The organism is Shinella zoogloeoides (assembly GCF_033705735.1).
Lineage (GTDB): Bacteria > Pseudomonadota > Alphaproteobacteria > Rhizobiales > Rhizobiaceae > Shinella > Shinella zoogloeoides_A.
The window spans coordinates 2,722,906-2,735,000 of record NZ_CP131130.1 but is presented as its reverse complement, the minus strand read 5'-3'; the positions used below and the strand labels follow the sequence as shown (position 1 = coordinate 2,735,000).

At 62.6% G+C, this 12,095-nt stretch carries 7 protein-coding genes, 1 tRNA gene and 2 rRNA genes (1 of these 10 running past the window's edge); 9 read left to right on the top strand and 1 reads right to left on the bottom strand.

All coding sequences use genetic code 11. The annotated features are described in order from the left end of the window. The 8 genes from ShzoTeo12_RS13550 to ShzoTeo12_RS13515 form a co-directional block, all read left to right on the top strand. A 23S ribosomal RNA gene (locus ShzoTeo12_RS13550) occupies positions 1-2,615 on the top strand (it extends 182 nt beyond the left edge of the window). Between the two features lie 120 nt (positions 2,616-2,735). After that, positions 2,736-2,850: ribosomal RNA gene (rrf, locus tag ShzoTeo12_RS13545) — 5S ribosomal RNA — on the top strand. A 94-nt stretch (positions 2,851-2,944) separates the two neighbouring features. Next, positions 2,945-3,021 (top strand) — tRNA-Met (locus ShzoTeo12_RS13540). Positions 3,022-3,533: 512 nt separating this feature from the next. After that, complete coding sequence (locus tag ShzoTeo12_RS13535) at positions 3,534-4,559, top strand: substrate-binding domain-containing protein (protein WP_119256413.1); 1,026 nt, start codon at positions 3,534-3,536, stop codon at positions 4,557-4,559. Between the two features lie 61 nt (positions 4,560-4,620). Beyond that, a complete protein-coding gene (locus ShzoTeo12_RS13530) occupies positions 4,621-5,664 on the top strand; it encodes an ABC transporter permease (RefSeq protein WP_318910072.1) in 1,044 nt (347 codons plus the stop codon). Further along, complete coding sequence (locus ShzoTeo12_RS13525) at positions 5,661-6,443, top strand: ATP-binding cassette domain-containing protein (RefSeq protein WP_318910071.1); 783 nt, start codon at positions 5,661-5,663, stop codon at positions 6,441-6,443. Before ShzoTeo12_RS13530 ends, ShzoTeo12_RS13525 begins: the two co-directional genes overlap by 4 nt. A 168-nt stretch (positions 6,444-6,611) precedes the next feature. Further along, positions 6,612-8,606: a transketolase gene (gene tkt / locus ShzoTeo12_RS13520; RefSeq protein ID WP_318910070.1), complete on the top strand. Its 1,995-nt coding sequence runs from the start codon at positions 6,612-6,614 to the stop codon at positions 8,604-8,606. A 70-nt stretch (positions 8,607-8,676) separates the two neighbouring features. Next, positions 8,677-10,110 carry a xylulokinase gene (locus ShzoTeo12_RS13515; protein ID WP_318910069.1) on the top strand — a complete coding sequence of 478 codons (1,434 nt, stop codon included), beginning with the start codon at positions 8,677-8,679 and terminating at the stop codon, positions 10,108-10,110. 6 nt (positions 10,111-10,116) lie between these two features. Here ShzoTeo12_RS13515 and ShzoTeo12_RS13510 read toward each other — a convergent pair whose 3' ends face one another. Continuing rightward, positions 10,117-10,851 (bottom strand): GntR family transcriptional regulator, encoded by a 735-nt coding sequence (locus tag ShzoTeo12_RS13510; RefSeq protein WP_318910068.1) that lies wholly within the window; start codon positions 10,849-10,851, stop codon positions 10,117-10,119. Positions 10,852-11,162: 311 nt separating this feature from the next. On the opposite strand from ShzoTeo12_RS13510, the gene deoC reads away from it, so the two are divergent. Then, complete coding sequence (deoC, locus tag ShzoTeo12_RS13505) at positions 11,163-12,080, top strand: deoxyribose-phosphate aldolase (RefSeq protein ID WP_318912456.1); 918 nt, start codon at positions 11,163-11,165, stop codon at positions 12,078-12,080. Positions 12,081-12,095: the final 15 nt, after the last annotated feature.

The following is a 12,095-nucleotide window of genomic DNA, read 5'->3' as shown; positions in this document are numbered from 1 at the left end:
AAGCATTGAAATAAGGTATCTTACTTTCGAATACATAGGGGTAAGAAGCGAACGCAGGGAACTGAAACATCTAAGTACCTGCAGGAAAGGACATCAACCGAGACTCCGCAAGTAGTGGCGAGCGAACGCGGACCAGGCCAGTGGCAATGCTGAATAAAGTGGAACGGAATGGAAAGTCCGGCCTTAGCGGGTGATAGCCCCGTACACGTAGAACAGGCATTGTCCTTGAGTAGGGCGGGACACGTGAAATCCTGTCTGAACATGGGGAGACCACTCTCCAAGCCTAAGTACTCGTGCATGACCGATAGCGAACAAGTACCGTGAGGGAAAGGTGAAAAGCACCCCGACAAGGGGAGTGAAATAGAACCTGAAACCGGTTGCCTACAAGCAGTCGGAGGCCGCAAGGCTGACGGCGTACCTTTTGTATAATGGGTCAACGACTTAGTGTGTCGAGCAAGCTTAAGCCGGTAGGTGTAGGCGCAGCGAAAGCGAGTCTGAACAGGGCGTTCAGTTCGACGCATTAGACCCGAAACCGAGTGATCTAGCCATGAGCAGGTTGAAGGTTGGGTAACACCAACTGGAGGACCGAACCCGCATCTGTTGCAATAGATTGGGATGACTTGTGGCTAGGGGTGAAAGGCCAATCAAACTCGGAGATAGCTGGTTCTCCGCGAAATCTATTTAGGTAGAGCGTCGACCGAATACCCTCGGGGGTAGAGCACTGGATGGGCTATGGGGACTCACCGTCTTACTGATCCTAACCAAACTCCGAATACCGAGGAGTACTAGTCGGCAGACACACGGCGGGTGCTAACGTCCGTCGTGAAAAGGGCAACAACCCTGACCTCCAGCTAAGGTCCCCAAGTCATGGCTAAGTGGGAAAGGATGTGAGACTCCCAAAACAACCAGGATGTTGGCTTAGAAGCAGCCATCATTTAAAGAAAGCGTAACAGCTCACTGGTCTAATTAAGGGGTTTTGCGCCGAAAATGTAACGGGGCTAAAGCCATGCACCGAAGCTGAGGATTGGACGCAAGTCCAGTGGTAGCGGAGCGTTCCGTAAGCCTGCGAAGGAGGACCCGTGAGGGCCTCTGGAGGTATCGGAAGTGCGAATGTTGACATGAGTAACGATAAAGGGAGTGAGAGACTCCCTCGCCGAAAGACCAAGGGTTCCTGCTTAAAGTTAATCTGAGCAGGGTTAGCCGGCCCCTAAGACGAGGCGGACACGCGTAGTCGATGGGAACCACGTTAATATTCGTGGGCCTGGTGGTAGTGACGGATTGCGTAACTTGTACATTCTTATTGGATTGGGTGTGCAGGGAAGCGGTTCCAGGAAATAGCTCCACCGTATAGACCGTACCCGAAACCGACACAGGTGGTCAGGTAGAGAATACCAAGGCGCTTGAGAGAACTCTGCTGAAGGAACTCGGCAAATTGCACGCGTAACTTCGGAAGAAGCGTGACCCTTTTGCGGGCAACCGTAGAAGGGTGGCACAGACCAGGGGGTAGCGACTGTTTATCAAAAACACAGGGCTCTGCGAAGTCGCAAGACGACGTATAGGGTCTGACGCCTGCCCGGTGCTGGAAGGTTAAGAGGAGAGGTGCAAGCTTTGAATCGAAGCCCCAGTAAACGGCGGCCGTAACTATAACGGTCCTAAGGTAGCGAAATTCCTTGTCGGGTAAGTTCCGACCTGCACGAATGGCGTAACGACTTCCCCGCTGTCTCCAGCAGAGACTCAGTGAAATTGAATTCCCCGTGAAGATGCGGGGTTCCTGCGGTTAGACGGAAAGACCCCGTGCACCTTTACTATAGCTTTACACTGGCATTCGTGTCGGCATGTGTAGGATAGGTGGTAGGCTTTGAAGCAGGGACGCCAGTTTCTGTGGAGCCATCCTTGAAATACCACCCTTATCGTCATGGATGTCTAACCGCGGTCCGTTATCCGGATCCGGGACCGTGTATGGTGGGTAGTTTGACTGGGGCGGTCGCCTCCGAAAGAGTAACGGAGGCGCGCGATGGTGGGCTCAGACCGGTCGGAAATCGGTCGTCGAGTGCAATGGCATAAGCCCGCCTGACTGCGAGACTGACAAGTCGAGCAGAGACGAAAGTCGGTCATAGTGATCCGGTGGTCCCGCGTGGAAGGGCCATCGCTCAACGGATAAAAGGTACGCCGGGGATAACAGGCTGATGACCCCCAAGAGTCCATATCGACGGGGTTGTTTGGCACCTCGATGTCGGCTCATCGCATCCTGGGGCTGGAGCAGGTCCCAAGGGTTTGGCTGTTCGCCAATTAAAGCGGTACGTGAGCTGGGTTCAGAACGTCGTGAGACAGTTCGGTCCCTATCTGCCGTGGGTGTAGGAATATTGACAGGATCTGTCCCTAGTACGAGAGGACCGGGATGGACATATCTCTGGTGGACCTGTTGTCCTGCCAAGGGCATAGCAGGGTAGCTATATATGGAATGGATAACCGCTGAAGGCATCTAAGCGGGAAACCAACCTGAAAACGAGTATTCCCTTGAGAGCCGTGGAAGACGACCACGTTGATAGGCCGGGTGTGGAAGCGCAGCAATGTGTGAAGCTTACCGGTACTAATAGCTCGATTGGCTTGATCGTTCTCATTGTTCATGCTCATCGGCCCTTTAAAAAGGGCGATGAAGCCAGACGTGTTCACAAAAATAAGACAAACGAAGGCTAAGCCTTCTACCAGCTTCTCAAAAGATTGCCCTTAGCCGACCTGGTGGTTATGGCGGGGTGGCTGCACCCGTTCCCATTCCGAACACGGCCGTGAAACGCCCCAGCGCCAATGGTACTTCGTCTTAAGACGCGGGAGAGTAGGTCGCTGCCAGGTCTGCTAAAGGCAATCAAATCTTCTCAAAACAATCCTCGGCCCAAGCCGAAATCGGGCCGCCCTCAAAGCGGCCCTTTTGCATGCAAAAACATAACGCGGGGTGGAGCAGCCCGGTAGCTCGTCAGGCTCATAACCTGAAGGCCGCAGGTTCAAATCCTGCCCCCGCAACCAAATCAAAAGCCCCGATGACAGAAATGTCTCGGGGCTTTTGGCGTTCCTGCTCCGTTTCAAGGATCCTCAGCATTTGTACCGCCTGGCCGCACGTCTCCTCATGACCAAGCCGGGTGTGAAGTGATCTCCTTGTGGCAATATCTGGCGAGGTTGGGGTGGAGCAGAAGAGGCGGGCCGATGAAGTCGCCGACTTAGTTGCCCTTGACTGCAGCAGACATTGGCCGTCCTCTGGCCGCTTCCCCGCCTCTTCAGGATTTAAGTAATGCCTAAACTTATTCCGGATGGCCTCCTGTGTAATGAACGGCGTGGTGTCTGAGCGCCCGGCGCGTCAAACGAGCCGTAGATACGATGCCAACGCCTCAGAAGGTCATTGACGTATTATAATGAAGTGTTGTACGTACAACATTACAATGTTGAGTGACGCTGTGCGTTTCTGTGGAGGATAGCGGTGGCGTCGGGTTGGGAGCTTGCCCGCCTTCGGCATTGGCGTGTCACGTAAACGGAGGAAAATCGTGCTGAATTTCAAGAAGGTCCTGTTCGGGGCGGCTGCCCTGACATTCGCTCTCTCGGCGTCGGCCGGCGCTGAAGACAAGATTCTCATCGGTCTCGTCACCAAGACGAACGGCAATCCCTTCTATGCCAAGATGAAGGAAGGCGCCGAGATGAAGGCGAAGGAGCTCGGCGTCGAGCTGCAAAGCTTCGCCGGCAAGATCGACGGCGACAGCGATTCCCAGGTCGCCGCCATCGAGACGCTGATTTCGGCGGGCGCCAAGGGCATCATGATCACGCCGAGCGATCCGAAGGGCATCGTCTCGACGCTCGAGAAGGCGCGCAAGGCCGGCATCTTCGTTGTCGCGCTCGATACCGAGACCGACCCGATCACGGCGGCCGACGCGACCTTCGAGACGGACAACAAGCTGGCCGGCGAGCTGATCGGCAAGTGGGCCGCGGCCACGATGGGCGACAAGGCGAAGGACGCCAAGATCGCCTTCATCGACGCGGTCGAGAACCAGCCGACCGTCGACTGGCAGCGCGACCAGGGCTTCATGAAGGGCTTCGGCATCGACATCAAGGAACCGAACCGCTACGGCGAGGAAGACGATCCGCGCATCGTCGGCCACCAGTGGGGCGCGGGCGCCGAGGACGGCGGCCGCACCGGCATGGAGCAGCTTCTTCAGCGCGAGCCGGAAATCAACCTCGTCTACACGATCAACGAGCCGACGGCGGCCGGCGCCTATGAAGCGCTGAAGGCGGTCAAGCGCGAGAAGGACGTGTTGATCGTCTCCGTCGATGGCGGTTGCCCGGGTGTGAAGAATGTCGCGGCCGGCGTCATCGGCGCCACCTCGCAGCAATATCCGCTGCTGATGGCAACGATGGGCGTCGAGGCGATCGTCAACTACGTCAAGACCGGCGCCAAGCCCACCAACAGCGAGGGCCTCGACTTCTACAATACCGGCGTCAAGCTCGTGACGGACAAGCCCGTTCCCGGCATCGATTCCATTACGTCGGAAGAAGCCCTCAAGCTCTGCTGGGGCTGATGATCCGGACCGGCGCGGCCAAGGCCGCGCCGCCCTTCCATAACGAAAAAGGGCTTGCTCCATGTCGTCGGACAATCAGGCACTCTCGACGGCCGAGGCCGCATTCGAGGACCAGCGGTCGTCGGTGGGCCGCACACTGCACCGCTTTCTGCACAACAACTTCACGGTCGTCCCGGCCGCGATCCTCATCCTGAGCTGCCTTCTCTTCAGCCTCATCGTCGGATCGCGCTTCCTGCATCCGTTCAACTTCTCCCTGATCCTGCAGCAGGCGACGATCATCGGTATCGTCGGCACGGCGCAGACGCTGATCATCCTGACGGCCGGCATCGACCTTTCCGTCGGCGCGATCATGATCATGGCGTCGCTGGTCATGGGGCGGCTCGCGGTTCTGTCGGGCGTGCCCGTCGAGCTCGCCTTCCTCGCCGGCCTTGCGGCGGGCGCGGCCTGCGGCTTTGCCAACGGCGTCCTGATCTGCCGCTTCAAGCTGCCGCCCTTCATCACCACGCTCGGCACCTGGAGCGTCTTCGGGGCGATCAATATCGGCTATTCGCGCAGCGAGACCATCCGCTCGCAGGAGATCGCCGATGCCGCGCCGTTCCTCCAGTGGACGGGGCAATCCTTCTCCTTCTTCGGGGCGACGCTCACCTATGGCTCGATCCTCCTGCTGCTGCTCGTGGCGGTGACCTGGTATGTGCTGAACCGCACGCCCTTCGGCAAGCACGTCTATGCCATCGGCGACGACGCGGAGGCCGCGCAGCTTGCCGGCATCAACATCCGCCGTACGCTGACGGCGGTCTATGTGCTGGCCGGCATCATCTGCGCGCTTGCGGGCTGGGTGCTGATCGGCCGCACGGGCTCGGTCAGCTCGCTGTCCGGCGCGACCGTCAACCTCGATTCCATCACCGCGGTTGTGATCGGCGGCACCAGCCTCTTCGGCGGGCGCGGCTCGATCATCGGCACCCTGTTTGGCGCGCTCATCGTCTGCACCTTCCGCAACGGCATCGCGCTCGCCGGTGCGGATGCGGTCTGGCAGGAGGCATCCATCGGCCTGCTCATCCTCTCGGCCGTGGCGCTCGACAACTGGCTGAGAAAGGTGTCGGCATGAGCGTGGAACCCATTCTCAAGGCGCGCGGGCTGGTCAAGCGCTACGGGCGCATCGTCGCCCTCGATCATGCCGATTTCGATCTGATGCCGGGGGAAGTGCTTGCCGTCATCGGCGACAACGGGGCCGGCAAGTCGACGCTGATCAAGGCGCTGTGCGGCGCGATCACCCCGGAGGCCGGCGAGATCTCCCTTGCCGGCGAGCCGGTCTCCTTCCGCTCGCCGCTCGATGCGCGGCGGGCCGGCATCGAGACGGTGTTCCAGTCGCTGGCGCTGGCGCCCTCCATGACGATCGCCGACAACATGTTCCTCGGGCGCGAGCGCCGCACGAAGGGCATGTTCGGCCGGATCTTCCAGAACCTCGACATGCGCACCATGCGCCGCGAGGCGCGGGCGGCCCTGTCGGGGCTGGGGCTGGCGACGATCCAGGACATCAACCAGCGGGTGGAGACGCTTTCGGGCGGCCAGCGCCAGGGCATCGCCATCGCGCGGGCCGCGGCCTTCAGCAGCCGGGTGATCTTCATGGACGAGCCGACCGCAGCCCTCGGCGTGAAGGAATCGCGCAAGGTGCTCGACCTCATCGCCGACGTGCGGCGCAAGGGCATCTCGATCGTGCTGATCAGCCACAACATGCCGCATGTCTTCGAGATCGCGGACCGGATCCATATCCACCGCCTCGGCTCGCGGGCCTGTGTCGTCGATCCGAAGTCGATCTCGATGTCCGACGCCGTCGCCATCATGACGGGGGCGAAGCGGCTGGAGCCCGAGCCCGTTCAGGCCTGAAGCCAGCCTCACCGGCTTCCCTTTTCAAGTGCGGGCTTCGGCGGGGCGCCGGGTCCCTTGCGGCCTTTGCGCTTTCGGGCGGCGGAGGTCATTTCCTCAATCAAAGCATCTTGTCATGTTGTACGTATAACATTATAGGATGCGAAAAGCATATCTGGAGGCACCCCTATGTCTGACCGCCGCGACCTGGCGAACGCCATTCGTTTCCTGACCGTCGATGTCGTGCAAAAAGCCAATTCCGGCCATCCCGGCACGGCCATGGGCATGGCCGATATCGCCGAGGTTCTGTGGAACGATTTCCTTCGGCACAACCCCGCGAACCCGAAATGGCTCAACCGTGACCGCTTCGTGCAGTCGAACGGCCACGGCTCCATGCTGACCTATTCGCTGCTGCACCTTTCCGGCTATGGGCTGACGGTGCAGGACCTCAAGGATCACCGCAAGCTGCATTCCAAGACCCCGGGGCACCCGGAATACGGCATCACCGCGGGCGTCGAGACGACGACCGGCCCGCTCGGGCAGGGCTTCGCCAATGCCGTCGGCATGGCGCTTGCCGAACGGAAGCTTGCGCAGGAGTTCAACCGCGAGGGCTTTCCCGTCGTCGATCACTTCACCTATGTCTTCGTCGGTGACGGATGCCTGATGGAAGGCGTGGCGCAGGAGGCGGCTTCGCTCGCCGGCACGCTGAAGCTGAACAAGCTCATTGCCGTCTATGATGACAACAAGATTTCCATCGACGGCGAAACGCCCGGCTGGTTCGCCGACGACACGCCGGCCCGCTTCCGCGCGCTCGGCTGGAACGTCATCGCCGATGTCGACGGCCACGACTTCGACGCCATCGCCGCCGCCTTCACCGCCGCTCGCCGCTCGCCGGACAAGCCGACGATGATCTGCTGCAAGACGATCATCGGCTACGGCTCGCCGAACAAGCAGGGCAAGGAAGAGGTGCACGGCGCGCCGCTCGGCGTGGACGAGGTCACCCTGACCCGCGAGCATCTCGGCTGGCCGCACGAGGCCTTCGTCGTGCCGGATGCCATCATGCAGGCCTGGGATGCCCGCCCGCGCGGGGAAAAGGCGGAAGCCGAGTGGAACGCGCTGTTCGCGGCCTACAGGGCGCAGCATCCGGCGCTGGCCGCCGAGCTGGAGCGCCGCACCGCCGGCCGCCTGCCGGAGGGTTTCGACACGGCCGTTTCTGCCGAAGTCGAGCGCATCCTCGGTGGCGAGCCGGTCAAGCAGCCGGTGCGCAAGGCGTCCAACCGCGTGCTCGGCAATCTCCTGAAGGGCCTGCCGGAGGTGATCGGCGGCTCGGCCGACGTTTCCCTCTCGACGCTCGCCTGGACCGGCGAGGCCCGCTCGATCACGCCTGAGGATTTCTCCGGCAATTTCGTGCATTACGGCGTGCGGGAATTCGGCATGTCGGCGATGATGAACGGCATGGCGGCCCATGGCGGGCTCATTCCCTATGGCGCCTGCTACCTCGTCTTCAGCGACTACAGCCGCAACGCGGTGCGCCTTTCCGCCCTGATGGGACTCAAGGCGGTCTTCCTCTACACGCACGATTCCATCGGGGTCGGCGAGGACGGGCCGACGCACCAGCCCTGCGAGCAGCTCGTGGCGCTGCGCGCCATCCCCACCATGTCGCTGTGGCGGCCGGGCAGCGAGCTGGAAGCGCTCGTCGCCTGGGAGAGCGCGATGAAGCGCGAGGGGCCGAGCGTCATCGTCGCCGCGCGGCAGGACGGCGCCGTGTTCGCGCACAAGGCGGGCGATCTCGAAGGCATCCGCAAGGGCGGCTATATCCTCAAGGACGCCGCCGGCAAGCCGGATGTCGTGCTGGCCGCGACGGGCTCGGAACTCGGCCTCGTTCTGGAGGCCGCGAAGGTCCTGGAAGGCGAGGGCCGGGCGGTCCGCGTCGTCTCCATTCCCAACGGCAACCTCTTCGCCCGGCAGGATCGCGCCTATCAGGACAGCGTGCTTTCCTTCGGCACGCCGGCGGTCTTCGTCGAGGCGGCTTCGCCCCTCTACTGGTACCAGTTCCTCAAGGGGCCGGGCGTGGTGGTCGGGGTCGATCGCTTCGGGGAATCGGCCCCGGGCCCGGAAATCTACCGCGCCATGAACCTGACGGCCGAGCGCGTCGTCTCCGAGGCCGCCCAGCTTCTGGCCTGAGAAAACGGTTGCAGCAGGGATGGAAAGCATCTCTGCTGCTTTTTCATGACGCATATGGGGACAGGCAGGCATGTATCTCGGCATCGATCTCGGCACCGGCTCGGTCAAGGCACTTCTGATCGATGACGACGGCAGGACCGTCGCGGAGGCCTCGCAGGCCTATGCCGTTTCCTCGCCCGTGCCGGGCCATGCCGAGACCGCGCCGGCCGACTGGTGGGCCGGAACGGTCGCGGCCGTGCGCGCCTGCTGCGCCGGGCGCGGCGCGGCGGTGCGCGGCATCGGCCTGTCGGGCCAAGCGCATGGGCTCGTCGTGCTCGACGACGCGGAAAAGCCCCTGCGCCCCGCCATCCTGTGGGCCGACCAGCGCGCCACGGCGGAAATGGACGCGGTGCTCGCCTTGCCGGAGGCGGTGCGCCGCCCGCTCGCCAATCCCGTCGTCAGCGGCATGGCCGGCCTTTCGCTGCTGTGGCTTCGGCACAACGAGCCCGCCACCTATGCCGCCATCCGCCGCATCCTCTCGCCGAAGGACTGGCTGCGGCTGGTGCTGACCGGCGAGGTTGCGACGGAACCCTCCGACGCGTCGATGACGCTGCTCTACGAGATCGACGGCGACCGCTGGGCGACGGATTTCCTGAACGCCCTGTCGCTCGATCCAGCCGTCCTCGCCCCCGTCGTGGAATCGCAGTCGGTCGCCGGCCGGCTGACGACTGCCGCGGCGGCGGAGCTCGGCCTTCCCGCCGGCACGCCGGTCGCCGCCGGTCTTTCCGATACCGCCTCCTGCCTCTTCGGCATGGGGCAGACCAGGCCCGGTTCCACCATTCTCCAGGTCGGTTCGGGCATCCAGATCATGTCGGTGGTCGAGAGTATCGAGCCGCGCGTCCAGCCCTTCTACAACAGCTACCGCGGCATCGGCCGCAGCCTCTATTCCATGGCGGCGCTACAAAACGGCGGCACGGTCTTCGAATGGGCCCGCACCGTGCTCGGCGCCTCTTGGGCGGAAATGTACCGCGCCGGCTTCGACGAGAACGAGGGCAATGGCGGCATCGTCTTCCTGCCCTATGCGGCTGGCGAGCGCGCGCCGCTGCTCGATCCGAACGCGGCGGCGGCCTGGGCCTATATGCGCCTCGGCTGCACGCGCGGCCAGCTCATCCGCTCGGTCTTCGAGGGCGTCGCCCTTGCCGTCCGCGATAGCTGGGATGCCATGCGCGGCGTCGGCGTTTCCGCCGACCGGATACTGCTCACCGGCGGCGGCAGCACGGATCCGCGCTGGCGGCAATTGCTGGCGGACATCCTGCAGATGCCGCTGGTGCCGGCGCACGAACTCGGCAATGCGACCATCGGCGCCGCCTATCTCGGCGGCATCGCCGCCGGCCATTGGCAGGGCGTCGAGGACATTCCCTTCCCCGATCAGCTCGGCGAGACCGTCGAGCCGCGGCCCTTCAAGGGGCTGGACGAGCTTCTGGCCCTGTTCCGCGCGACCTATCGCGGCCTGAAGCAGGCCTGACAGTCCTCAATAGGTCCGGTGCAGGTCGATGGTCAGCCGCGTGCGGTCGGGATGGTGCCAGGATTCGTAATATTCGAGCACCTGCTTGTTCTGGTCGTAGGTCACTTCGCGGTTGAACAGGACGTAGCTGTTCATCTCCACCTGCAACTGGCTGGCGATGGCTTCCTCGTCGATGCGGGCGAGCTCCACCTGTCGCTTGCCGGTGGTCGCCACGGCATTGTAACGCTTGGCGAGGTACTGGTAGAGCGAGACGTTCTCCAGCTCGTTCGAGTGCAGCAGCTCGGGAAAGCGCGAATAGGGCAGGTAGTTGCGCACGACCAGGAAGACCACGCCGTCGGCATAGCGCATGCGCTCCAGAAAGATGGCGTCGTTCTCGCCGATCTCTTCGGCCACATGGGCGGGCGGACGGATGCGCTCCTGTTTCAGCACCCGGGTCGTCAGCTTGAAGCCGGCCTTGGCCATGCTTTCGAGCAGCGGATCGAGCTGCTGGACGAGGGCGATGGGCACCTTGCGCTCCAGCACGAAGGCGCCGCGGCCGCGCTCGGTCTCGATCAGGTTGTCATGCGCGAGCGATTGCAGCGCTTGCCGTACGACGCTGCGCGAAACATCGTAGGTCTCGCAAAGCTCGCCTTCGGTCGGCAGCTTGCTGCCAGGCGGATAGGCGCCGGATTCGATCGCGCCCCTCAGCGTTTCGGCGAGCTGGAAATAGAGAGGGATGGGGGAATTGCGTTCGATGCTCATGCGAATCTCTCTTCCTCGCGGGGCGGTTGCAGGCACTTTGCTGTTGTTAGCGTGACATGACAAGCGGACATCACAAACTGAAAAGGCTGTATTCACCAGCTATTGACACTCGGAATGTAGTTTGATTATGTTGTCCGTACAACATTACAAAATGTCATAATGATATGGCGCATCCTGCCATTCATATCAAATCCGGGAGCTGCGTGGTGGATGTGAGTGAAGCTGTCATCGGGGGGGCGCCGGCCGTGCGCGCCGCCGCCAAGGTCCGCAATTCCGGGCCGCATCCGTCCAATCCCGGCGTCGCCTTCTCCATGGATCCCATCGAGGCGGTGCGAGTCAACCTGTCGGCCGCCGAGCGCCGCACGGCCTCGCTGGGCGGGCGCCGCACGGTCAAGAAGGAATGGCAGGCGGCCTGGCTGGTGCGCGCCATCGAATGCATCGACCTCACGACGCTGAACGGCGACGACACGGAGGGCCGTGTGCGCCGTCTCTGCGCCAAGGCCCGCCAGCCGCTGCGCGAGGACCTGCAGGCCGCCCTCGGCCTTGCGGATCGCCGCGTCACCACGGGCGCGGTCTGCGTCTACCACCGTTTCGTCGCCACCGCCGTCGATGCGCTTGATGGCAGCGATATTCCGGTTGCGGCCGTCTCCACCGGCTTCCCGGCCGGCCTGTCGCCGATGGAAACGCGGCTCAAGGAGATCGAGGCCTCGGTCGCCGACGGGGCGGAGGAGATCGATATCGTCATCACGCGCGAGCATGTGCTGCGCGGCAACTGGCAGGCGCTCTACGACGAGGTGAAGGCCTGCAAGGAAGCCTGCGGCCCGGCGCATATGAAGACCATCCTCGCCACCGGTGACCTTCAGACGCTGCGCAATGTCTCGCGCGCTTCCTGGGTGGCGATGATGGCGGGTTCCGATTTCATCAAGACCTCGACGGGCAAGGAAGGCGTCAACGCCACGCTGCCGGTGACGCTGATCATGCTGCGCGCCATCCGCGACTACCGGGAGATGACCGGCCATGTCGTCGGCTACAAGCCGGCCGGCGGCATCTCCACCGCCAAGGACGCGATGGCCTATCTCGCGCTGATGAAGGAGGAGCTCGGCAACGACTGGCTCCAGCCGAACCTTTTCCGCTTCGGCGCCTCCTCGCTGCTTTCCGATATCGAGCGGCAGCTCGAGCACTATGTCACCGGTCGCTACGCGGCCTTCAGCCACCACGCCATGGCCTAGTCGGGCTGGAGCGTT

Coding starts and splice junctions, on each gene's coding strand:
- ShzoTeo12_RS13515 (WP_318910069.1), top strand. CDS start 8,677: ATGTATCTCGGCATCGATCTCGGCACCGGCTCGGTCAAGGCACTTCTG.
- ShzoTeo12_RS13510 (WP_318910068.1), bottom strand. CDS start 10,851: ATGAGCATCGAACGCAATTCCCCCATCCCTCTCTATTTCCAGCTCGCC.
- ShzoTeo12_RS13525 (WP_318910071.1), top strand. CDS start 5,661: ATGAGCGTGGAACCCATTCTCAAGGCGCGCGGGCTGGTCAAGCGCTAC.
- deoC (WP_318912456.1), top strand. CDS start 11,163: ATGGATCCCATCGAGGCGGTGCGAGTCAACCTGTCGGCCGCCGAGCGC.
- tkt (WP_318910070.1), top strand. CDS start 6,612: ATGTCTGACCGCCGCGACCTGGCGAACGCCATTCGTTTCCTGACCGTC.
- ShzoTeo12_RS13530 (WP_318910072.1), top strand. CDS start 4,621: ATGTCGTCGGACAATCAGGCACTCTCGACGGCCGAGGCCGCATTCGAG.